This window comes from Anabaenopsis sp. FSS-46 (genome assembly GCF_029891665.1).
Lineage (GTDB): Bacteria > Cyanobacteriota > Cyanobacteriia > Cyanobacteriales > Nostocaceae > Anabaenopsis > Anabaenopsis arnoldii.
Genome location: NZ_JANQDG010000136.1, coordinates 39,349 through 61,387, shown reverse-complemented (window position 1 = coordinate 61,387; position 22,039 = coordinate 39,349). Strand labels below are relative to the sequence as shown.

24 protein-coding genes and 1 pseudogene are annotated in these 22,039 nt (G+C 42.4%); 8 read left to right on the top strand and 17 right to left on the bottom strand.

What is annotated here, in order from left to right; translation table 11 throughout:
• Window positions 1-41: 41 nt before the first annotated feature.
• On the top strand, window positions 42-179 hold the full coding sequence (locus NWP21_RS17055; RefSeq protein WP_271733281.1) for a hypothetical protein: 138 nt from the start codon (window positions 42-44) through the stop codon (window positions 177-179).
• A gap of 24 nt (window positions 180-203) precedes the next feature.
• On the opposite strand, the gene NWP21_RS17050 is transcribed toward NWP21_RS17055, so the two are convergent.
• Both NWP21_RS17050 and coaD read right to left on the bottom strand, forming a co-directional pair.
• A complete protein-coding gene (locus NWP21_RS17050; RefSeq protein ID WP_280793593.1) occupies window positions 204-857 on the bottom strand; it encodes a DivIVA domain-containing protein in 654 nt (217 codons plus the stop codon).
• On the bottom strand, window positions 824-1,318 hold the full coding sequence (coaD, locus tag NWP21_RS17045) for a pantetheine-phosphate adenylyltransferase (protein WP_280793592.1): 495 nt from the start codon (window positions 1,316-1,318) through the stop codon (window positions 824-826). Before coaD ends, NWP21_RS17050 begins: the two co-directional genes overlap by 34 nt.
• A gap of 194 nt (window positions 1,319-1,512) precedes the next feature.
• On the opposite strand from coaD, the gene lgt reads away from it, so the two are divergent.
• The 3 genes from lgt to NWP21_RS17030 all read left to right on the top strand — a co-directional run bounded on the left by lgt (window position 1,513) and on the right by NWP21_RS17030 (window position 3,817).
• Entirely contained in the window at window positions 1,513-2,391 is an 879-nt protein-coding gene (gene lgt, locus NWP21_RS17040; RefSeq protein ID WP_280793591.1) for a prolipoprotein diacylglyceryl transferase, read from the top strand.
• Window positions 2,392-2,565: 174 nt separating this feature from the next.
• Window positions 2,566-3,372 carry a precorrin-4 C(11)-methyltransferase gene (gene cobM, locus NWP21_RS17035; RefSeq protein WP_280793590.1) on the top strand — a complete coding sequence of 269 codons (807 nt, stop codon included), beginning with the start codon at window positions 2,566-2,568 and terminating at the stop codon, window positions 3,370-3,372.
• 91 nt (window positions 3,373-3,463) lie between these two features.
• The gene (locus tag NWP21_RS17030) at window positions 3,464-3,817 is read left to right on the top strand and encodes a phenylpyruvate tautomerase MIF-related protein (protein ID WP_271732919.1); all 354 of its coding nucleotides are present in this window, start codon (window positions 3,464-3,466) and stop codon (window positions 3,815-3,817) included.
• 62 nt (window positions 3,818-3,879) lie between these two features.
• On the opposite strand, the pseudogene NWP21_RS17025 reads toward NWP21_RS17030, so the two are convergent.
• From NWP21_RS17025 to NWP21_RS16995, 7 genes and pseudogenes are all read right to left on the bottom strand, one after another.
• Window positions 3,880-4,038: pseudogene (locus tag NWP21_RS17025) on the bottom strand (VOC family protein); the annotation flags it as partial.
• A 252-nt stretch (window positions 4,039-4,290) separates the two neighbouring features.
• The gene (locus tag NWP21_RS17020; protein ID WP_280793589.1) at window positions 4,291-4,746 is read right to left on the bottom strand and encodes a VOC family protein; all 456 of its coding nucleotides are present in this window, start codon (window positions 4,744-4,746) and stop codon (window positions 4,291-4,293) included.
• A 27-nt stretch (window positions 4,747-4,773) separates the two neighbouring features.
• A complete protein-coding gene (locus NWP21_RS17015; RefSeq protein WP_271732923.1) occupies window positions 4,774-5,793 on the bottom strand; it encodes an aldo/keto reductase in 1,020 nt (339 codons plus the stop codon).
• A 50-nt stretch (window positions 5,794-5,843) separates the two neighbouring features.
• On the bottom strand, window positions 5,844-6,179 hold the full coding sequence (gene petJ / locus NWP21_RS17010) for a cytochrome c6 PetJ (RefSeq protein WP_280793588.1): 336 nt from the start codon (window positions 6,177-6,179) through the stop codon (window positions 5,844-5,846).
• Between the two features lie 209 nt (window positions 6,180-6,388).
• The gene (gene petJ / locus NWP21_RS17005) at window positions 6,389-6,721 is read right to left on the bottom strand and encodes a cytochrome c6 PetJ (protein ID WP_280793587.1); all 333 of its coding nucleotides are present in this window, start codon (window positions 6,719-6,721) and stop codon (window positions 6,389-6,391) included.
• Window positions 6,722-6,862: 141 nt separating this feature from the next.
• The gene (locus NWP21_RS17000; RefSeq protein ID WP_271732930.1) at window positions 6,863-7,357 is read right to left on the bottom strand and encodes a GNAT family N-acetyltransferase; all 495 of its coding nucleotides are present in this window, start codon (window positions 7,355-7,357) and stop codon (window positions 6,863-6,865) included.
• Between the two features lie 391 nt (window positions 7,358-7,748).
• Window positions 7,749-8,918: an RpoD/SigA family RNA polymerase sigma factor gene (locus tag NWP21_RS16995; protein ID WP_280793586.1), complete on the bottom strand. Its 1,170-nt coding sequence runs from the start codon at window positions 8,916-8,918 to the stop codon at window positions 7,749-7,751.
• 787 nt (window positions 8,919-9,705) lie between these two features.
• Here NWP21_RS16995 and priA point away from each other — a divergent pair.
• Entirely contained in the window at window positions 9,706-12,207 is a 2,502-nt protein-coding gene (gene priA, locus NWP21_RS16990) for a primosomal protein N' (protein WP_280793585.1), read from the top strand.
• A 78-nt stretch (window positions 12,208-12,285) separates the two neighbouring features.
• Here priA and NWP21_RS16985 read toward each other — a convergent pair whose 3' ends face one another.
• The 4 genes from NWP21_RS16985 to NWP21_RS16970 form a co-directional block, all read right to left on the bottom strand.
• A complete protein-coding gene (locus NWP21_RS16985; protein ID WP_271763934.1) occupies window positions 12,286-12,654 on the bottom strand; it encodes a hypothetical protein in 369 nt (122 codons plus the stop codon).
• A gap of 95 nt (window positions 12,655-12,749) precedes the next feature.
• The gene (locus NWP21_RS16980) at window positions 12,750-13,193 is read right to left on the bottom strand and encodes an IS200/IS605 family accessory protein TnpB-related protein (protein ID WP_280793596.1); all 444 of its coding nucleotides are present in this window, start codon (window positions 13,191-13,193) and stop codon (window positions 12,750-12,752) included.
• A 343-nt stretch (window positions 13,194-13,536) separates the two neighbouring features.
• Window positions 13,537-14,139 carry a transcriptional regulator gene (locus tag NWP21_RS16975; RefSeq protein WP_280793584.1) on the bottom strand — a complete coding sequence of 201 codons (603 nt, stop codon included), beginning with the start codon at window positions 14,137-14,139 and terminating at the stop codon, window positions 13,537-13,539.
• A 150-nt stretch (window positions 14,140-14,289) separates the two neighbouring features.
• Window positions 14,290-14,943 (bottom strand): sigma-70 family RNA polymerase sigma factor, encoded by a 654-nt coding sequence (locus NWP21_RS16970; protein WP_271734772.1) that lies wholly within the window; start codon window positions 14,941-14,943, stop codon window positions 14,290-14,292.
• A gap of 411 nt (window positions 14,944-15,354) precedes the next feature.
• On the opposite strand from NWP21_RS16970, the gene NWP21_RS16965 reads away from it, so the two are divergent.
• Window positions 15,355-16,074 carry a L,D-transpeptidase gene (locus tag NWP21_RS16965; protein WP_271734770.1) on the top strand — a complete coding sequence of 240 codons (720 nt, stop codon included), beginning with the start codon at window positions 15,355-15,357 and terminating at the stop codon, window positions 16,072-16,074.
• A 13-nt stretch (window positions 16,075-16,087) separates the two neighbouring features.
• On the opposite strand, the gene NWP21_RS16960 is transcribed toward NWP21_RS16965, so the two are convergent.
• The 4 genes from NWP21_RS16960 to NWP21_RS16945 all read right to left on the bottom strand — a co-directional run bounded on the left by NWP21_RS16960 (window position 16,088) and on the right by NWP21_RS16945 (window position 20,385).
• Window positions 16,088-16,993, bottom strand: a complete 906-nt coding sequence (locus NWP21_RS16960) for a M23 family metallopeptidase (protein WP_280793583.1) — start codon at window positions 16,991-16,993, stop codon at window positions 16,088-16,090.
• A 45-nt stretch (window positions 16,994-17,038) separates the two neighbouring features.
• Entirely contained in the window at window positions 17,039-17,737 is a 699-nt protein-coding gene (locus tag NWP21_RS16955; RefSeq protein ID WP_280793582.1) for a DevA family ABC transporter ATP-binding protein, read from the bottom strand.
• Window positions 17,738-17,925: 188 nt separating this feature from the next.
• Window positions 17,926-19,101: an ABC transporter permease DevC gene (gene devC / locus NWP21_RS16950; protein WP_280793581.1), complete on the bottom strand. Its 1,176-nt coding sequence runs from the start codon at window positions 19,099-19,101 to the stop codon at window positions 17,926-17,928.
• A 75-nt stretch (window positions 19,102-19,176) separates the two neighbouring features.
• Window positions 19,177-20,385 carry an ABC exporter membrane fusion protein gene (locus NWP21_RS16945; RefSeq protein ID WP_280793580.1) on the bottom strand — a complete coding sequence of 403 codons (1,209 nt, stop codon included), beginning with the start codon at window positions 20,383-20,385 and terminating at the stop codon, window positions 19,177-19,179.
• A gap of 409 nt (window positions 20,386-20,794) precedes the next feature.
• Here NWP21_RS16945 and NWP21_RS16940 point away from each other — a divergent pair, with 409 nt between their 5' ends.
• Both NWP21_RS16940 and NWP21_RS16935 read left to right on the top strand, forming a co-directional pair.
• Entirely contained in the window at window positions 20,795-21,412 is a 618-nt protein-coding gene (locus tag NWP21_RS16940; protein ID WP_271734765.1) for a TetR/AcrR family transcriptional regulator, read from the top strand.
• Between the two features lie 104 nt (window positions 21,413-21,516).
• Window positions 21,517-21,837 carry a hypothetical protein gene (locus tag NWP21_RS16935; protein WP_271734764.1) on the top strand — a complete coding sequence of 107 codons (321 nt, stop codon included), beginning with the start codon at window positions 21,517-21,519 and terminating at the stop codon, window positions 21,835-21,837.
• The last annotated feature ends 202 nt before the right edge of the window (window positions 21,838-22,039 follow it).

The window sequence follows — 22,039 nt, the reverse complement described above, 5'->3', positions numbered from 1 at the left end:
GTATAGGTTGATTTGATTATAACTGTGATCACGGTTGACTGTTGACTGACAAAACGCCAGTGCGATCGCTTTTATTCGTTACTCATATTCCCGAGTTCTCACCATCAATTTTTATAGAAGTGGGGGATCTTATCCAGGTGCTGCTTTATCCCCTGGGCGATCGCATCAAGTCAAGATAATCAGATACATGAGCTTGGGTGTCACTAAATTCTACTATTCGTAGGAGGTGTATTACAGCGCAACTGCTGGCGACCATTGACAATAATACCTAACATCTCCTGCAAATCCTTCTCCATATTTTCCAGGACGGTATCAGCGTATTCATCCGCGCCATTTTCGATTTCTTGAGCTTGAGCTATAGCTGTTCGTCGCAACTGCTCCAACTCCTCTTCACAACTGCGGCGCTTTTGGTCAATTTCCGCGAGAGTAGCTTGCATCATCGCCTCGCATTCCTGCTGAACTTGTGTGCGCAACTCCTGGGCTTTTTGTTCGGCTTCCCTGAGGATATCACTTTCAGCTAAAATTTGCCCTCGTTTAGCTTGAGCCGCTTCTATAATTTGTCGTCCATACTCTTGAGCTTCCAGCAGAACCTCTTCTTTTTGTTCCAGGACAAAAGTAGCTTCCTGAAAAATCCCTGGTAAAGACAGGCGAATAAAATCGATTTGCTCAATCAGCTTATCTTCATTAACTATAGTGCGTCCCGTGAAAGGAATACAAAAACCATAGAGAATTAAATCCTCTAAACGATTAAGTTCCTCGATAATATTGACGCTTTCGGTTCCATTGATATACTCCTCCGGGGGGGGATAACTACCATTGTCATTCAATTGGTCGTGGGATGGGTGTGGTTGTAGCATTTATATATATCCAGGGCAATTTCTTGGGGAACAAGATGATCAACAGATCCGCCAAACCTTGCAATCTCTTTTACCACACTACTACTCAAAAAACTATACTCATTAGATGTTGCCAGAAAAACTGTTTCTATTTGAGTGGAAATAGTTTTATTAGTATGAGCCATTTGCAGCTCCACTTCAAAGTCGGAAATTGCCCGTAAGCCTCGTATTAAAACCTGTGCGTGTCTTTGTTGGGCATACTTAACAGTCAAACCGTCAAAACCATCCACTTCCACATTAGTCAGATGTTGAGTAGTGCGCCGAATTTGATTTAATCTTTCCTGTACTGTAAACAATGGTACTTTATTCGGATTCCGCAGTACAGCAACAATCACCAGGTCAAACAGCCGACTACCACGCCGAATGATATCAAGGTGACCTAAAGTGATGGGGTCAAAGCTGCCAGGATAAATAGCAATCACAAAATTTTCAATATACCATTTTCAATATACCAGATTTAATATACCAAAGCTACTTTAATAACCCTTACCACGATAACTTTAACACAAAATGACTCAGGTGTAAATACCTCATAAGGTTTTCATACTAGCTTCAGTGTTAATGTTAGTTCTGCCATAATAAATATGTCTTACCAGGAACGCAACTCGTAATTTACATGGGACTGGATATTTACACTTTGCCTTTAGCATTTGAATTTACTTCTCCCGGACCGGTGATCCTGGACATGGGGCCTATCAGTATCCGCTGGTATGGATTGTTAATTGCCATAGCAGTCATCATCGGTGTGAGCCTTTCCCAGTATCTAGCAAAGCGCCGTCATGTTAATCCAGAATTGATTGCTGATTTATCAATTTGGTTAGTGATTGGGGCGATTCCCGCAGCGCGGCTTTATTATGTTTTGTTTCAATGGTCAGAATATCAGCAGCATCCAGAGAGAATTATTGCTATTTGGCAAGGAGGTATTGCGATTCACGGAGCGATTATTGGTGGTACTTTAGCAGCTTTAATCTTTGCTAAACTCAATAGAGTTTCTTTTTGGCAATTAGCTGATTTAGTGGCTCCTTCCCTAATTTTAGGACAAGCAATTGGACGTTGGGGGAACTTCTTTAACTCCGAAGCCTTTGGTCGTCCTACTAATTTACCTTGGAAGCTATATATTCCCCCACAAAACCGTCCTCTAGCTTTAGTTAATTTTGAATATTTTCATCCCACATTTCTGTACGAATCCCTGTGGAATTTAATAGTATTCGCTTTGCTGATTACTTTATTTTTCCGGGGTTTATCTGGGAAATCACCCTGGCGCTTAGGGACAATATTTTTATTTTATGTGGTGGGCTACAGTTTAGGACGCTTCTGGATTGAAGGGTTTCGCATTGATAGTTTAATGCTGGGTTCCCTTCGTATTGCACAAGTTGTCAGTTTAATTGCTATTGTGCTGGGACTAGCTGGATTAGCTTGGCTCTACTTATTTAAACGCCCTTTACCTGATTTAATTCCGTCTCCCCATCGGGATGAAGGAATCAGGGATATATAGGGAAAAGGAAAAAATGCCCCAGAGTAAACTCTAGGGCCTAACCAGGGTGCATCTACCATTCATCTCTACTAATAATTAGGGAGCAATCCGGAACTTTAGGGCAAAAATCCCAAAAAAAGGTTTTTCGCATTTAGATATCGCGTCAATTACAGAAAATAAGTCATTATTATTTGTATGAAAAATAATCTAGATATGACCCGTCCAGCAGTTTATATTGTGGGAGCAGGTCCAGGAGATCCCGATTTATTAACAGTCAAGGCCCAGAAACTCTTGTCCCTTGCAGATGTAATTTTATTTGCGGATTCTTTAATACCGGAAGAAATTGTAAATTTATGTCGAGAAGATGCGGAAATTATTCCCACTGCAAATAAGACCTTAGAGGAAATTCTAGCACTGATGATTGCAGCAGTGCGATCGGATAAATCTGTAGTCCGTCTCCATTCGGGAGATCCCAGCCTTTACAGTGCTATCTATGAGCAAATGCAACTCTTAGGGGAGGCTAATATCCCCTTTGAGATCATCCCTGGTATTAGCGCCTTTCAAGCTGCAGCGGCGAAGCTGAAAATTGAGTTAACGGTACCCGGTTTAGTTCAAACCATTATTCTCACCCGTTCGAGTGGACGTACCCACGTTCCCCCTTCGGAGGAATTAGCCGCCCTAGCAGCACATCAAGCTAGTCTGTGTTTATATCTAAGTGCGCGTCACATAGAAACCGCCCAAGCCAAACTTTTAGCACATTATCCCCAGGACACCCCAGTAGCAATTTGCTTTCGCATTGGTTGGCCTGATGAGAAAATCATGGTTGTCCCTCTGGGGGAAATGGCAAACTGTACCCATGAAGAAAACCTAATTCGTACCACACTTTACATCATTAGTCCCGCACTTTCACCCGCACAACGTCCATGGGGTACGCCCCTAGTTCGGAGATCCCGTTTATACCATCCCGAACATAGTCATATATTTCGCTCATCTGATGATTAAATATCTGTGACCTATATCTATTTCACCCGGAGTCCGATAAAGTTAAATATATGCACAATATGCACAAAAACTGTAATCTTAACTCAATACCATGCCTTTAATCAAAGTCCAAACTTCTGTATCTATGCCTCACAAAGCAGATGTTGAAAGCATGCTGAAAAATTTATCTAGCAAGTTAGCACAACATTTAGGTAAACCTGAATCTTACGTGATGACCTCCTTTGAGTCCGGTATTCCTATGACCTTTGCAGGGACTACAGACCCGGCGTGCTATATTGAAATTAAAAGTATAGGCACTATGAAACATCAGCAAACTCAAGCCATGACTCATGAGTTTTGCCAAAAGATTCACCATTATTTAGGTGTCCCGGAAAATCGGATTTATATAGAATTTGTGGATGTTAAGGCTACAATGTGGGGTTGGAACAACTCAACTTTTGGTTAGTTAAGATGCTACCCTGCGAGTTTTGCTTCAGCAGGGTGTACCCACCAGACTAGTTGATATTTTCAACCTGATGTAGGATTGCAGCGAATTTCTAACATAAACCCGTCGGGATCATAAAAGTATACACCTTTACCTGTAGGACGAGTCACAGGTCCATGGGCGATCGCAATGTGATTTTCTCTGAGGACTGTGAGAGCTGACTCAAATAATTGCGGATCTATTTGACACTCCCCACGTCTAAAGCCGGGGGATTCTTGAAGAGTCCACAAACTGACCTTCAATGGTGCTGGCAAAAACACCCTACACGCTCAAAACAACTACCAGGACAAAAGGTATTGCAATTGCGCTTACTTTTTTTTTGCTTTGGTGAGTCCATCGCAATGCCAGTTAGGTACGCTCAACATCCTGCCATTATTTGCCCTTTAACTATTCCAAATCAAGTTGGATATGTCCGTTGCCGGGATTTCTCCGCACTAGGATGTTTCTTCACGTAGATGGTTGTTCTTACTCCCTTTTACCATTATACGACTGTGGCTAAAGCCAGTCAATCGTTCTAATGCGACTAAAGTCGCTATCGACTTATCCCCATGTCTAAAAGCCATTGGCTCAGGTCTCGTTTTATGGTCAAAGGCGAGATGGTATGCTCTGGTAAAGGTTTTTTCTGGATTGGGATCTGGTGGTGATAATTCCGGTGTCCAGAATAAATCTAAAATTGTCCCATCGGGGGTGATAAAGTTAGCGACTTTCCCTGTATTCACCAGTTCTACTAAGGTGGCTGGTACTTCCTCCCCTGTGAGTTCATGTAAACCTAAGATAGTACCGTAAAAGTACCGAGAAGCTTGCATATCCTGGACATTGAGGGCAATATGATGGATAGAACGGAGATTCCCGCCTATAAGGCTGGGTTTGGCGGTAGTGCTAGGCTGCATACTAGAAACTGCTCCTGTTGGTTATAGTTATCGCCGATACTCGTCGCCGCAGTCGCCAATTAATTGATATAAATCCCGTGACTGGCTGCAAATAGAATTAATGCGATCGCTTTCCTGTGTATCTAGGGTAAAACTAAATATTTTTCCATTGTCTTCTATGTGTTCAGATATACCTAATCTTGCGCCAATGATCACACCTCCTACAGATGGCTGATCTAAAATATAACGTGTGGCTACGTTAGAAATACTGACATTATGAGCCTGAGCAATTTGCTTGAGTGTAGATAGCAGCTCTTGAAATAACTGCCAATTACCCCAAGCATCTACCATATTTTTATACTTTCTTAAGCTAACTGTAGCTAATTCACTTCCTCGCGGTTCTGATTTACCCAAATATTTCTCTGATAACAAACCACCGCACAGAGAACCGTAAGTAAAGAGTTTGATATCATGGTCTTGACAAAAGTTAACCATATGCACTAAGGGGCGGCGGTCAACTAGAGAAAATTGTACTTGATTAGAAACTATTTTAATCCCTGCATCGACAATAATTTTCAGGTGTTCGGTATCAAAGTTAGTTAAGGCTAAATGCTTAATCTTACCCTCTGTTTGCAATTCTGCCATATACTTAAGGGCATCTAGATAATTTGTATCTCGATATTCCCACCAATGAAACTGCATTAGGTCTAAAGATCCTACATCCATCCTTTTGAGGGAGATGTTGATATTTTCCTCTACGAGCTTTTTGGTCATTTTTCCCGGACGGGGTACCCATTTAGTGAAGGCTTGGATCTGAGCTAAAGCCTGTTCACCACGGGTTTTAATGACTTGACGGCGAAACTCACCAATAAAATCTTCCGCCGGGCCATAATGGTCTGCTAAGTCCCAAGTGGTAAAACCTGCATCCACGTATTGAAACATGGTGTCTATTGCGGTTTTGGGGTGAATGCGTCCGTGTCCGCCGGAAACTTGCCACATCCCATTTAAAATGCGACAAATATTTAGGTCGGGGGTGAATTGCAGTCGGCTTTGTGGTGGTAATAGCATATTTTTAATCTTTGATTTTTATACAAACTTGAGATATCAGTTGTGGGTGTTTAACGCCAACCGGTTTCGGCTTGTTGGAGTACATAGTACCCTACTGCTTGTATTTCCTCTGGGGTGAGACGGTCTTGGTAGGCTGACATATTATTTTTGCCGTTGGTGACTATAGATGTGACTGCTTCTATGGTGTTCATACCATATTTTTCTAGGGCGGGCTTTTTCAAGTTTTTTCCCCGTCGGATAATGTTACCGCCGTTGATATGACATCCGGCACAATGAATACTAAAAATTTCTGCACCATGATTGATGTCTGCTGCCATGGCTGGCAGGGTAAAATTATTTATTAACAGGAATATTGTGGTTATTGACAATATCAATAGTCTGTTCACGAAGTTACTCATAATACTGATGTGGCTATCAATATCATAATCATAGGGGAGCAGGTAAGATACCGGCTCACAAAAGGCTTTGCTTGATTTAACGTGTAATCCTGTTGAGTCACCTTTCATCCCTGGGCTTTAGCGTAGGGGTTATGACGCTCCCACTATGTTTTGATACAGATAAAACCATTACTCATGGTCACACAATGAAGAAATAACTACCAACCTTTATCTGCTTGTTCTAGGACATAAGCAGATACATCAGAAATTTGTTCTGGTTTTAAACGACCCTTAAAAGCTGGCATAGCAGCTTTGCCATTTGTAACTTGACTAATAATCGCCTCTTGGGAGTAGATACCGTATTTTTCTAAATCACCCTTTTTCAAACTTTTATTAGCTTGAACCAAATTTCTCCCACCAGCATGACAAGCAGCACAATTAGCACCGAATATTTTAGCTCCACTAATAGTATCTGCTGCTAAAGCTGGACTACTAAAGGCAAAGGTGAAGATAGTTATGCTTAGAAGTATCAGAGAAATAATTTTTTTCATCTTGTGTTCTCCTGAAGAACGGTTAATTGCGGACAAGACCTTTCACAATTATTGTGAGTTCAATCAATTGCCCGCGTCAAAAGACAATCTGTCAAACTTGATTGTGAAGAAAATCTATGAAAGATGTTTTCATTCCTACCTTCAACCTCGATGGGCTAACTTTTGCATCGCATCTTCTGTGACCCGACAAATGCGCCAATCATCCAAAATAGCCGCCCCCATACTGCGGTAGAATGCTTGCGCCGACTCATTCCAATCCAGTACACTCCATTCCAATCGTCCACAATTGCGCTCTACAGCTATTTGCGCTACTTTAGACAAAAGAGCCTTACCAACACCTTGACGGCGGTATTCTGGTAAAACAAACAAATCTTCTAAGTAAATTCCCGGCTTGGTCAAGAAGGTGGAATAATTGTGAAGGAAAAGCGCAAAACCAACCACTTTCCCTGTATATTCGGCGAGTATTGCCTCAATGTACTTTGGAGAGCCAAATAGATGCTCCTCAAGAGCCGAAGCATTACCAGTGACAGCGTGAGATAATTTTTCGTACTCAGCTAGCCCCTGAATTAAATTAAATAGTACTTTGGTATCAGAGGGTTCAGCAAAACGTAAAATCAAATTCTCAGAACAAGTCATTAATTTATCATGTATAGTCCATAGTCCATAGTCTATAACGAATTTTTTGATTAGTTGGGTTAATCCGGTGCTGATAACAATTTTGGATAAGATGCGCCTAAATACCTAAATATATGAGCAACTCAAAAGGAACCAAAGTAGAAACAGACAGAAAGCCCAGCTTAACAAGAATGCAAGATTTAATTGTTAGGTACTATGTTCGCCGTTAGGGGACATAGGGTTTGAGATGTTGGTTATCCTGACCTGATGACTCACGGGTAAACAGATGAGTTGGCTTTCACCCCTGGCCTGGTAGCTGGTGTGGACTAGCCATATAGTGAGAAATTGGCAAATACACTGCTGTTGGTGGTGAGGTTTTTTGCTTACCTTATTTATAATTATCGATTAGGAATTAAATTAACCATCCCTTTAAGCGCTTGGCGATATGAGGACGGCGTAACTTGCGCATGGCTTTACTTTGAATTTGTCGTACTCGTTCACGGGACAAATTGAACATATTACCAACTTCTTCTAAGGTACAGGGTTCGCTGGTTGTCAAACCGTAGCGTAAAGATATTACGTCTTTCTCTCTGGGGGTTAGGACATCACCCAAGACATCCCAAATCTCCTGACGCATCATGTTTTCATTCATTTTTGCTTCTGGAGACAGGTTATCTTCGTCTTCGAGCAAGTCCATTAGTTCTGTGTCTTCCTCTTTACCTACACGGTGATTGAGAGAAAGTGCTTGTCGCCTTAATTGTTGCAATTGGCGCAGTTGTTGGACACTAATTTCCAACGCTTGGGCCATTTCGGCTTCGTTGGGATTCCGAGAGAGTTTTTGCTTGAGTTCTCTTTGGGCTTTTTTGAGCTTGTTGAGTTTCTCAACAATGTGAATGGGTAAACGGATGGTTCGCGCATCATTGGCGATCGCGCGGGTAATTGCTTGTCTAATCCACCAGTAGGCGTAAGTGGAAAATTTATAACCTTTGTCTGGGTCAAATTTTTCTGTAGCACGATTTAGACCCATGGCACCCTCCTGGATTAAATCCAGAAACGGGACACCGCGATTCAGGTATCGTTTAGCAATGGACACCACTAATCTCAGGTTGGAGCGAATCATTTTACGTTTCGCTACTCGACCTTGGTATAAGCGGCTTTCTAGTTGCTTTTCTGTCATTTCTAGCCGGGAGGCTACTTGTACCTTACTGGTTGACTGTCCCAGTTCTAATTCCAATGCAGCTTGGATCTCCCTTACTTCCTCGATAAACCTAACTCGCCGGGCTAACTCTACCTCTTCTTCGGGTTTTAACAGGGGATAACGCGCCATTTCTTTAAAAAACGCGCCTACAGCATCATCATGCTCAGTTTTGTTGTATCCTGAAGGCCTGGCTGCAGCCATGTCATCCCCATCACGTTCCTCTGATTCCAGATTTTCGATGATTGGGGGTTCTGACTCTACCATTGATTCTAAAAGTTCCAGTGAGTTTTCTTCATGTTCGACAGTGGTTTCTAGTATTTCCATTGTTCCCAATTCAGCAATGTTCATAGTTTCCTTTAGGGATTTTTGCTTTGTTTGGTACATAATTTCATGACACGCTGCTTCAAGCTTGGTAGTTTTCCCTAACCAACAAATGCACCCCTTTGTCAGAAAAATATACACGGAAAGCTAATTGCTTATTCATTAGTGAAAATCAGCCCCTACCCGCTTTTTCTTGGTTCCTGTTTGATAGAACCTCTAAGAAGTACTGGTTTTGTCCCCCAGAAACTATCTTCTCAGGTTCCAACACAGATATTCCTGAGTTTTTCTCAATCCCCGAATCTGTCAAATGCCCTCAACCTTTATCCACCTTAACAAATATCAAAAACTCAGGTAAATACCCCCTAGCGTTAATCTTTTATAAGTTACATAACTTTTTCTGCTTCATCGGTGAGAATTTACTACATAAATCATCATCTGGCTTTGGGTTCGGTGCTGATTTCATCGAGCTTCCTAAAGGACATGGTTTGACTAGTCTAATTTTGGGAAATAGTTTATTTGTATAAAAGCATCTCATATGTACCAAGGGTTGAATATCTATCAAGGGGATGAAAAACACTATATCCTATTTAGTAGTTAGTCAGACCATTTCCGGAATCCCTGGAAAGATAATTGGATTTTTTATAGAGGATTTTAAATATTTATGCCACGAATTGTTAAGACAAAATTGTCTGGTACATTACATAACTGGGAAATCATCAAGTATTATGGAGAGAAAAGTATGATCAAATACATTTTACCTCTGAGAAATAAAAATCTTTGATAAATCTGTGTGCCGCCCAAACAATTAGGTAGAAATCAGACATAAAATTGTTGACAAACTAGCAGAATTATGTATAAAAATCAAATAAAATCGCTGCATTTACTGGTGGCTGAACCTGGAGAAACTTACCAATCAGCAAATGTGAATCGATGGATTGAAGTGTTGGTAGACTGTCCAGGAACTACGGGACTTTTTACTTATAGATTGCCGAGGGAGTTAAAAGTAAAACCAGGTGATATTTTAAGTGTACCATTTGGTACTCAAAAAGTAGGAGCGATCGCCATTCGTTTATTGGCAGAACTAAATATTGATCTACCACCAGAAAAAATCAAGGATGTAGAAGAGATAGTCAGCGAAGGGTTCTTCCCCAAAAGTTATTGGGAATTATTAAATCGAGTAGCTGCATATTACTATACGCCTTTAATTCAGGTGATCCGGGTAGCGTTACCACCGGGATTACTAGGGCGATCGCAACGTCGGCTCCGCCTAGTTGGGGATGCAGAAATAAAAAGACAAATCTCCTCAGATTTAACTTTCCTTAGTCCCCCAGCCCAACAAATTTTCAACCTTTTACAAGGTCAATCAGCAGGAGACTATAGCCTAGTCTACTTGCAACAAAAAGTCAGAACAGCGTACAAAGGTGTGCGGGAGTTGTTGCGATTTGGGATAGTAGAAAGTTATTTAGAAGCACCGCGACTCAATCGCCCAAAACTACAGAAAGCTGTTACCTTGATTGGCACCATTGATGATAATTTAACCGAGCGTCAACAAGAAATTCTGGAAGTATTACGGCGGCGTGGGGGGGAATTGTGGCAGAGTGAACTATTACAAACTTGTAATGCTAGTTCTTCGATCCTGAAGACCATGGTACAAAAAGGTTACATTGTCATCGAAGAAAAAGAAGTGCTGCGAACAGAACAGGGACTAGCACTAGCACCAGATCACCCCAAAACCTTAAATCCTCACCAAGCAAATGCATTAAAAAATATTCAAGGTTTGAATGGTTTTGCTCAAGTCTTGTTACATGGGATTACAGGTTCTGGGAAAACAGAGGTATATTTACAAGCGATCGCACCTCTACTAAAGCAAGGAAAATCCGCCCTGGTATTAGTTCCAGAAATTGGACTTACACCCCAACTAACAGACCGTTTTCGCGCTCGTTTCGGAGCTAAAGTTAGCGTTTATCATAGTGGTCTTTCGGAAGGGGAACGTTATGACACCTGGCGACAAATGCTCACCGGGGAACCCCAAATAGTCATCGGGACTCGTAGCGCCATTTTTGCGCCTTTGCCAAATTTAGGTTTAATCATCCTAGACGAAGAACACGACAGCAGCTTTAAACAAGATTCTCCCATTCCTACCTACCATGCGCGCACCGTCGCCCAATGGCGAGGGGAATTAGAAAATTGTCCCTTAGTTTTAGGTTCTGCTACCCCTTCGTTAGAAAGTTGGGTCGGTCTGACAAACCCCTCTACACCAATTCCTAGTTATTACCTCTCCCTTCCCGAACGGATTAATTCTCGCCCATTACCACCGGTGGAATTGGTGGATATGCGGCTAGAGTTACAGATGGGAAATCGTTCTATATTTAGTAGGTCGCTACAATCAGCTTTACATCAGCTAGAAGAGAAGCAACAACAGGGAATTTTATTTATCCATCGCCGGGGACACAGTACTTTTGTGTCTTGTCGCAGTTGTGGTTATGTGATGGAATGTCCCCATTGTGATGTGTCGCTGTCCTATCACCAGACTGAAGAGGGAGCGCCGCAGTTACTACGCTGTCATTACTGTAACTATACGCGATTGCATCCGCAACAATGCCCTGAATGTGGTTCACCTTATCTGAAATTCTTTGGTAGCGGTACTCAACGTGTCGCCCAAGAATTAGCAAGACAGTTTCCGCAGTTAAGTTATATTCGTTTTGATAGCGATACCACCCGTAATAAAGGCGCACACCGTACCCTACTAACTCGATTTGCTAAGGGTGAAGCCCATTTATTAGTAGGAACACAAATGATTACCAAGGGTTTAGATTTACCCCAAGTGACACTGGTGGGTGTGGTTTCTGCTGATGGTTTGCTGCATTTATCAGATTATCGCGCCAGTGAACGCGCATTTCAAACTCTAACCCAAGTAGCAGGCCGTGCGGGTAGGGGGGATGATGTGGGTAGGGTGATTGTGCAAACTTACACCCCAGAGCATCCGGTAATTGGGGCGGTACAACAACATGATTATCAGTGTTTTTGCCAAACTGAATTAGAGCAACGCCAAGCACTTAATTATCCTCCCTATGGGAGATTGATTTTATTGCGCTTGAGTAGTTTAAATGTGATTCAAGTCCAGAATACGGCGCAAATTATCGCTACAGCTTTAAGTTCTCAGCCAGGATTTGATATCCTTGGACCAGCACCGGCTAGTGTCATGCGGGTAGCTAACCGTTATCGCTGGCAAATATTACTCAAGTTTGCCCCAGATGTGCTACCAAAATTACCTGACTGGGAGTCAGTGCGATCGCTTTGTCCTGATGCTGTGAGTTTAACTATAGATGTAGATCCATTAAATATTATGTGAATTATGTGAAACTTTGAAAGATGTAGCAGTTATCAAACTGCTACACATGGGAGATATGGGGTAGGAAGTGTTTCAATACTAGATAAATTCTTCCCCAGTCCATACTTCATTGATGTGAGTCATCCAGGGTATACCTTCATTGACTGGAGAACTAACGCTAATTTTAGCTTGGTTGGCAAATCGTTTTAACTGGTTGGCTAAATAAGGAATAGTAGTCATGATGTGCTGATAACTTTTAATATCATGACAGACCAAAATTAACATGAGAATGCCGCTATTGACCTTGAAATACCAGTGACAGCTGGATAACAAAATGCGTACTGTAGGCTTACAAGCCAAGAAAAAGCTTTTTTTGGTGGCTTCTTCTAGTTGACTTAGCCAAATGCCGCTCATTTGCATTGTTTTTGGGGATGGCAAATCATCGGGAGATAAATATGGTTGATACATAGTAACTCTGGCATTATTCAAAAGATTAAAAACCTAAATCCTGCTGAATGATCTGTAAATAATTACCTAAAGAGTTTGTGAAATTATAGACAAATCTACAAAGTCACTTTACCAGGGGTAAACCTGATTGGAGTTACTCCTAACCCCTCTATCCCGTCTGCAAAAGCGTTCAGGACTGCTTTTCTTAATATATTGTACGCCCCATTTAAATCAGCGTTTATTAACCTTCCATTAGAAGCTTTATACAACCCACGAGCTACTCTTCTACCACTAAATACACGTTCTGCCCCTTTTTGGTACTCGGGGATATTATCAAGGTCAAGAAAACTAGCCTTAAAGGTATAACTTTCTTCGTTGATAATAACTTTAACGCCAGCTAAGTTAGCTTTATAAACCAACTGCTGGATAAATTTATAGTGGGGTATCTGAACAACATTTTGATTGTTACGCTTACCAATATTAATATCTTGCTTCCACTGTTTGTTGTTACCAATCACCAAAGTATCAATCTGATTTGTTAGGGTTTTGGTTAGTTTCAGGTAGGTTAATAATTATGGTTCCTGTAGGTTGTTGATAACCTGTGATTACGCCGGATTTGTACCAACGCCACGCAGTTCTATAACTTATCCCTACCTTTTTTGCATAATCAGATAGTTTGATTCATTTAATGATCGTACACTCATAATATTATACTACAAATGTACATAAATGACTATAAATTCATTAAATTAATGTAGACCAAAAGTAAGAATTCCTCACCACAGAACCACCTTTTTTAAAGGCTGGTAAGTCATCGTGGTGAATCAGGAGGATTGTATTTTCAATTCTGGCTCTCATTTAGCCATGATAGTTGATAACGCGGTTGGATGAATTAATCTCTGGTTATTTTTCCCCCAGAGGAGGCTCGAAATTCAGAGAGTTTTCTGGGGAAGCCATTGCAGCTTTGGGAATTTCGATGACTGGGTTATTTAACGCCACCATCAGGGGGGAAATAGCCACTAGAGACTCCATAGTGTCTTGTGTAGACCCTGCTGGTAGTTTTTGCGCCAGTTGTGGTGTGTTCAGTTTACCACCGGGTAGCAAGGTTGATACAGCAGAGAGTAGACAAGCCGCCACAGCAGTTCCTCCCATCCCCAGAATTAGACGCAAACGCCGGTGCTGCACACGCTTTAACACTTGGTGAGCTGTGACTTCTGATGATTGCTGAACTGCTGGTACTGGTATACTCCGCAGACCTTGCCGGAGATTTAGTAACCGGGTATACAGGCATTGGACAGAGGCATCGTTTTCCAGCCATTCTTCCACTTGCCTACTTTCGGCAGCTGTTACCTCTCCATCGAGGTAAGCACTCAATAACTCGAAGCGATCGCGCTCCACCATATCCATAGCACCCGTTGATTCGTTAGTACGGTGACCTGTCCCATCTGACACATCTTGAAGATTGAGCCACAGGTCACGGTCATCAAATGAAGAATTAGTTTTCATTGTAGCATTATGACCCATTCATATGCGGGCAAAAGCAGAGAAAAATCCGAATTAATTCATCTTAGGCCTCATGTGAGGGGGACTGTTTAAACTTTGCCATTAGCCGAGAAACACATTTATTGACAAGTCCCTAAGAGGATGTCTTGTAAATTAAGCATCTAGATAATTTTGCAACTGAGTTTGTAATCTGGATCTAGCTCTAGCGATTCTGGATTTAACAGTACCCAAAGAAACACCGGTGATTTCGGCAATTTCTTCATAGGTCATCCCTTCGATTTCTCTGAGAATAATAGTCGTCCGAAATACCTCTGGTAAATCCGCGATCGCCTCTCGCAGTTGCTCGTAAAACTCCCTAGTTGTCAGGACTTCCTCAGGTCCTGGGGTATCACCTGGAATTTCCCAATCCATCTGGCCATCGTCCAGTATACGGGGAGCATCCAATGACAACGGAGTAGTTACCCGCTTCCGTTTACGCAACTCGTCATAAAACAAGTTCGTAGCAATCCGACTTAACCAGCCCCGAAACTTCACGGGGTCTTGTAATCGGCTAATATTTCGATAGACTCGAATCCACACTTCTTGAGCCAAATCAGCCCTGTCAGTCCAATCTGGAGCCAGGTGGTATAAAGTTCGCTCAACTTGACTTTGATAGCGCTTCAATAGCTCTGCAAATGCAGCCCGATCTGGACGCAGTCCAGTTTGACAGCGTAAAATTAGATCGTGATTAGAGAGTTTGTCAAGCACCGATGCTTCCGGGTATCTGGCATCCACAGTTGACCAGGATACACTAATCGATTGGCTCATAGATCGTACTGAACTTTAAATCATCCCTACCTATTAGACAAGCTAATGGGCGCAATGTTCCGGGAAACAGTGACGGATCTCTAACTGGTACATGGTAGTATCTCAAATTAGGACATCAACAGATCAAGTCAAGGTCTGTTTTTAGCCAAAATTTTGAGGCTTTGTGTAAATATATTGAAAAATATATTGAAGCTCAGTTCTGTTAATATGGTCAAATGTACGAAAAACCTGACTTTTTAGCACAATTTTTGGGATGTTTACTGAACGAGCATGGGAAATGCTATCAAAACCTTGACAAACATAATAAGTATGTCAAAACAGAACAGATAAGTGCTGATAAATTATTGATAATTTGAGACATACTCAAAAACCATTTATTCCCCTGAAGATGTTCAAGATAAACAATAAGCGATGGCAATGGTAAGAAATGAATCTGTGGCGCGTATAGTTATGTTTATGTGTTTTGGCACTGCCATTTTATCACTGGCTGTCCATTGGCGGCTAACAAAAATTCACAGCCCCATGGAACCTGCCTATGGAAGTATTATGAATGACACTATACTGAGGGAATTGGCGCTGGGGAATAAATCCACTCAGCAACCGGTGGTCGAGAATAGCGGGGTGAGTGAGATATCAGATACACTCAGCAATACCACCCAAAATAATGAGTCATTCCTGAAAAGACCATCAGTGCTTCCTGGAGAAAGCCCCAATTCTCAGGGGTTATCTACACTCAAATCATCTGATATAGAAGTAGTGGTGAAATTAAGCGATCGCCGTACCTATGTTTACCATACAGGTGAAGTCATAGCCAGTTACCCCATTGCCATAGGTAAAGAGGGTTGGGAGACCCCTACAGGTTCCTTCCGGGTGAGGGATATGCAAAAATATCCGATTTGGCAGCACCCCATCACTGATAAAATATTTCCATCAGGTCCCGATAGTCCTTTGGGAGACCGATGGATTGGTTTTTGGTCAGATGGACGCAATGAAATTGGTTTTCATGGCACCCCAGATATACACTTATTGGGACTTGCGATCTCTCATGGCTGCTTAAGAATGCGTAATGAGGATGTTCGTTCATTATATAATAAACTAACAGTCGGCACCCTTGTTTCCGTGGTGCCTTGACTTTTTACCTATCTTAATTAATAGCACCAAATCGCCAAGGGACAGGATCAACAGATTTGCCGTTGACATATAAACCCCAGTGCAAATGTGGACCGGTGGAAGCGCCGGTAGACCCCACTGTCCCAACTACTTGACCAGCGGTCACAAAATCACCCTCTTTAACCTTAATACTATTGAGGTGTAGTAAAATACTAGTTACTCCCTGTCCATGGTCAATACCAACGGTGTTGCCATGAACTCGGAACCCTGCCGATACCGTACCTACCAAAGCAACTGTTCCATCCGCCGGCGCCACTACTGGCGAACCCGTAGGACTAGCGTAGTCTATCCCACGATGGTAGTAATCTGCGGCAAATTCACCATTATAGTAACGCCGGACACCATAAATGGTAGTAATCCTACCGGCATTGGGTTTCACCAGGGGGCCATTCCAATGCTTTTGAGGGGTTTGTAGTGCTTTGAAAGCTGCTACCCGCTCTAGTTCATGTTCTGTGGCCTTGACCCCGGCCCTTCCCGGTGGTAAATTAATCCGTTGTGTAGGGAAGGTGCGATGACGCAAATTTACTGCCAAGTTTCGCTCTTGACCATCCCCGGTAACCTTGAGTGTTATCCTGCCGGCTTGATCTAGCGGAGTTGTAGGAATTAAAGCCCGATATTTATCAGAGTCGATGGGAAAAGCTGGATAAGAATTATTACCTAATAACACAGTGGGATTACTAACAATCTCTGGATTAGTGACGTTAATTACCACAGATAAAGTATCACCCAGCTGAGGATTGCTGGGAGTTACCTGTTGTACTTGCAAAGCAAGTAGAGGTAAAGCCAAGATGACAACTAAAGCAGATGTAAAGATGCCAATCAAGATGATGTGGCGGTTGGGTTTCCACCTTTTAAGACTCAAATAGGACAACCGATACATATTCGCTCACACTCAGGAAATAAGGGGGGAATTACGCGAATCTGGTTAAATTTTTACCTTCACAGCAGAGGTATCAACTAGTTTACCATCTTCCATCTGCACAATACGATCAGCAATATCCAGAATGCGATTGTCGTGGGTCACCATGAGGATTGTACAAGCCTGTTCCTTGGCCAGTTTGTGCATCAGGTTGACCACATCCCGACCAGACTGACTGTCAAGAGCTGCAGTCGGTTCATCCGCTAAAACTAGAGGGGGATGGCTGACCAAAGCCCGGGCGATGGCTACTCGTTGTTTCTGTCCTCCCGATAATTGGTCAGGATAATAATTCAGGTGATTTCCTAAACCTACCTGCTCCAACATCAGAGCCGAACGGCTTTGCATCTGTCCAAGTCCAATATGCTTGTGCAGTTCCAAACCCATTCTGACATTTTGCAGTGCTGTCAAACTACGGTGCAGATTGTGCCCTTGAAAAATATAACCGTTATGCTGTCGCGATCGCACTAATTCTGCCCCACTAGCACCGCAAAGTTCCCTGTTTAACACCTGCAAACTACCAAACTGGGGAGAACGCAACCCACCCACTAAAGTCAGGAGGGTAGTTTTACCCGAACCAGAGGGTCCAGTCAAAATAATAATTTCACCACGTCGAATCTCTAGATGAATATTAAATAAAACTTGCTTACGCAATGAACCTTGTCCAAAGTAGTGATCGAGATTGCGGATGGAAATGACTGGAAGCATAGCAGTTTTAAATTTTACCTTTTCAAGCCTTTTTCATGCTTATGAAGTACACACCAAGTTCCCTTATCCCCTATCCCCTATTCCCTATCCCCTGTTCCCTGTTCCGGTGTTCCCTGTTCCCTATTCCCTATTCCCTGTTCCGGTGTTCCCTGTTCCCTACGAGCCGGGTAAATGCTATATAGTTCCATCTAAAACATATCCGCCGGGTCAGCAGAGCGTAGTTTACGAGTGGCGATCGCCCCAGAAATTGAACACATAATGATAGTTAAAACCAGCACCTGTAAAGCCCGGGCAGCGGTCATATACATAGGTAGATTTGTAGCGGTGCGAGTCATTTGGTAAAGTCCCAAAGACACTGCTACCCCTGGAATAAACCCCAATGCTCCTAAAATCAAAGCTTGTTCAAACACTACACTTAAAAAGTAGTAATTGCGATATCCCAAAGCCTTAAAAGTCGCATATTCCCTGACATGGGCATTGACATCGGTGGAAAGAACTTGATAAACCAGAATCACCCCCACAGCAAACCCCATGGATACACCCAAACTAAAAATAAAGCCAATGGGGGAGTTGGTGCGCCAGAAATTGTTTTCAAATTCAATAAACTCTGGGTGGGTCATCACCCTAACATCATCTGTGAGGTAGGCTTGTAAAGCCTTTGCTACCTTTTTCGGGTCATAACCGGGTTTGACCTTGAGCAAACCTAAACTGATATTGCTGGCTGGGCGTCTAGAAAACAACCGTAAAAAGTTTTGATCACTGGTGATTAAGCTACCATCAGAACCAAAGGAAGCCCCGACGGTGTATAAACCACTAATGGTAATAGTCCGCCCCTCTATTTCAGTAGTGACTTTTTCACCTTGATTAATTTTGGCGATCGCCTGTTGGTAATCACCCCGGGCATTGCGGTCAAATAACACAGTATCAGGTAGTTTGATAGACTGTAACTGCCGATTCACTTCCGGTAAATCAAAAACTGGCTGATCTGGATTAAAACCAATGACTTGTACCGATGTCTGGCGGTGGGTTTGGGGATTCTTCCAAATGATGTTATTCACATACATTGCTTCTGCTGAGTTCACCCCCGGTATATCCATAGCCTGATAAAGCCGCCGCCGAGAAAATGTCGGCATATTTTGCATACTACGGGCTTGGGGACTGGTTAAAAGAATATCTGCCTGTAAACTGCGATGTAGTCTAGTGTTACTGTCATATAGCGCCGTCTGAAAGCCCATCTGCATGAACATCAAAACATCCGCAAAAGCAATCCCTGAGAGTGCTACCAGCAGGCGGCTTTTTTCGTGACTCAGTTGCAGCCATCCTAGGGGCGTGCGTCGTCGCAGTTGTTGGATTAGTCCCATCATAGGTCGTGCTGAGTAGGGTTAATCGGAAAATTGACATAGTTAAGCCCCCTGTCCATTGCTGATTGGTGTAACTAATTACGAATTAGTCAGTTGAATCACTGCCTTAACTTGCATATTTGTTAACTTGGCAGCCTTCTGACTGGAAGTTTCATCAAGTCGGATATAAACCTCAAGGACTCTGTTATCAATATTACTTGTGGGGTCTGTATTAATGAGATTTTGCCGCCGCACTTGTAAGCCAATCCGATCTACTACCCCTTGCAGTTCAATAGGTACAAAATTACCAAATACCTCTACTTTCTGCCCTGGATGAACTTTATTGATATCGCTTTCGTAAACCTCCGCAACTACATACATCTGGCTGGTTTGCCCAATGTCAGCAATACCATTACTTGAAATTAATTCTCCCGGACGGGAATGGATCTCTAATATTTGTGCATCTTGAGGCGATCGCACATAAGCCTGCTGGAGATTGATTTGGGCCCGCTTCATAACTGCTATAGCCCGATTCACTTCGGCTTGAGCTGCTTCGATATCCACCTGTGGCACTTCAGTTATGCTATTAAGTGTTGCTCTAGCTGCGTTAATTTTTTCCTGGCTAGTTAACTGAGTGCGAGTTAACTGTGTTTGTGCTGCTTGTAAATTTTTCTGGGCTGTTTCCAGTTTTAAGCTCTTGCTGTCTCTTTGGGAGGCTGATATTGCCCCTTGTTTATACAGTTCTTCATATCTTTGGTTTTCTATCGCCGCATTCCCCACTTCCGCCAGCCATCGGGCTACAGTGGTTTCTTGGGCTGCAATATCACCTTGGCGTTCTGCCTCTAAGCCGGCAATTATCGCTTGTTGTGCTAAAATTTCTCCACGTCTAGCACCTGCTTTGATGCGCTTTAAGTTCGCCTGTTCTACTTTCACTTGTTCCTCAGCCTCTTGCAAGGCCGCCAACAGGCGATCGCGGCTGTCTAAAATCGCTATCACCTGCCCTGCTTTTACCCAGTCGCCTTGTGTGACTAAAAGTTCTTCTACCCGACTTCCTTCCGGCAACATGGTAGCAGAAATTTTAATCACTTGTCCTTTTGGTTCGATGCGTCCTAGTGCTGTTACGGTTGTTAACTCAGGGATTATTGCTGCTGGGCTGGACTCATTTTGATTTAATTTATCCTGAAATTTAAATACCGTATAAACACTAGTACCAATTACAGTTAAACATACAATAATGGCTATAACAAGGGGCGGACGTAAAATCGATGGGGATGATGATATAGCTCGATCTAGCTTTGAGTTTTGCACAATAGCATACCTTTTAAGCAATTCCAAATACGCTGATTCAAATCAGAAAAAATCCTATTTTGGTAAATGTCCCGCCTAACTCTCTTTTATCACTCACCAGAGAAAATAGATGTGATACTGTCCGGTGAATTTTGGACATAATCATGGCTTTCCACTCCACTAACTCAAAATTTTCACTGAGGTATTAGTCTGTACACGAGAGATAGATAGTTTCTTTGTGGTCATTACCTACATTTTTCCTCTGTAGACTAGGAATCGCTGCTATGGTTACATAATCCCCAGAATGAACTCCAAAATACAAAACTAAACGGTTTAGTTCTATAATAGAATTATACTAAACCGAGTAGTTTAGTCAAGGGATTACTAACAAAAGTGTGAAAATATTGATAATGTTAAGGACTATTGGCACATGATACGCCCAAAAGGTGGAGAAACTGACCGCTCGAACTCAGTAGAGAAAATGGAAAAAATTTTGCAAGGGGCGATGCAAGAATTTTTAGCTCGTGGGTATGCAGCAGCGAGTATGGATAGGGTAGCAGAAGCAGCAGGAGTTTCTAAAGCAACAGTATACAGTTACTTTCAAGATAAAAAAGGATTATTTAAAGCATTAATTGAGAAATTAGCCAGAAAAAGGTTTTACTCCATATTGGGGTCACAACCCTTACATGGAGAACCCTATGTTGTCCTACGGCGGTTAGCAGTGACCGCCTTAGAGCAGATGGTCAAAGATAAAGAATATCAGTCATTTGAGCGGCTGTTAATGGGGGAGTCGGCGCGGTTTCCCGAGTTAGCCCAAGTTTTTATTTACAGCATCGCTAAACCAGCCATAGAGACCATCAGTAAATATTTAGCAGCTCACCCGGAATTAAAAATACCTGACCCCGAAGCCACAGCCAGAATTCTCATTGGCTCCTTAGTCCACTTCGTGACTACTCAAGAAATTATGCATGGTAAAGACATTATACCCATGGAAGGCGATCGCCTGATTGATGCCCTCACACACTTAATTGTCAACTGCGCCGAATAACCTGTTTTTTGTGTTTTTCTCCCTCTAGAGAAGGAACTCATCACAGGGATAATTTTTTAGATTGTTCTTAGTAGATGTATAAATTTTCCCCAAGGTAAAACATCATGACTAAGAAACTCAACAATCTAGATCAGCCAGTCAGTGACGACGATCAAGACGCAGCAGCAACAGTCAAAGAAAGAAACTTAACCGCCAACCCAGGGGATGTTATAGACGAGTCTAAAACCCTAGAGGAAAAAGCCCAACAGATAGCCGTAAATGTGCCAGATATCACAGGCGACCAGATTACAGTCCCAACGTACTTTGTGGTAGAGTATCCTGATGGCACAAAGAAAGCACTCCACCATGTCAAAGACGCAGAAGAAATTTCTGATGTGATTCGCGCAGCAAGGCTAGATGAACATGGCGATCGCATTTGGTGGTAGTTTCTTCCTGGGACTGGGGAAGTGAAAACAGTGGATTTAGTTGTATAATTAGAAAAGGAAAATGTAAAAACTTTTTGTCTTTCAGCCGTGCAGCTTTGTAGCTTGAAAAAAATTAGGTTATTTAGCATCAAAATTGGTGATCAGTGGCCACCATAGGACTGCTCTAATGATTGCTTGTCTTGCATGATCATACAGCTTGTCT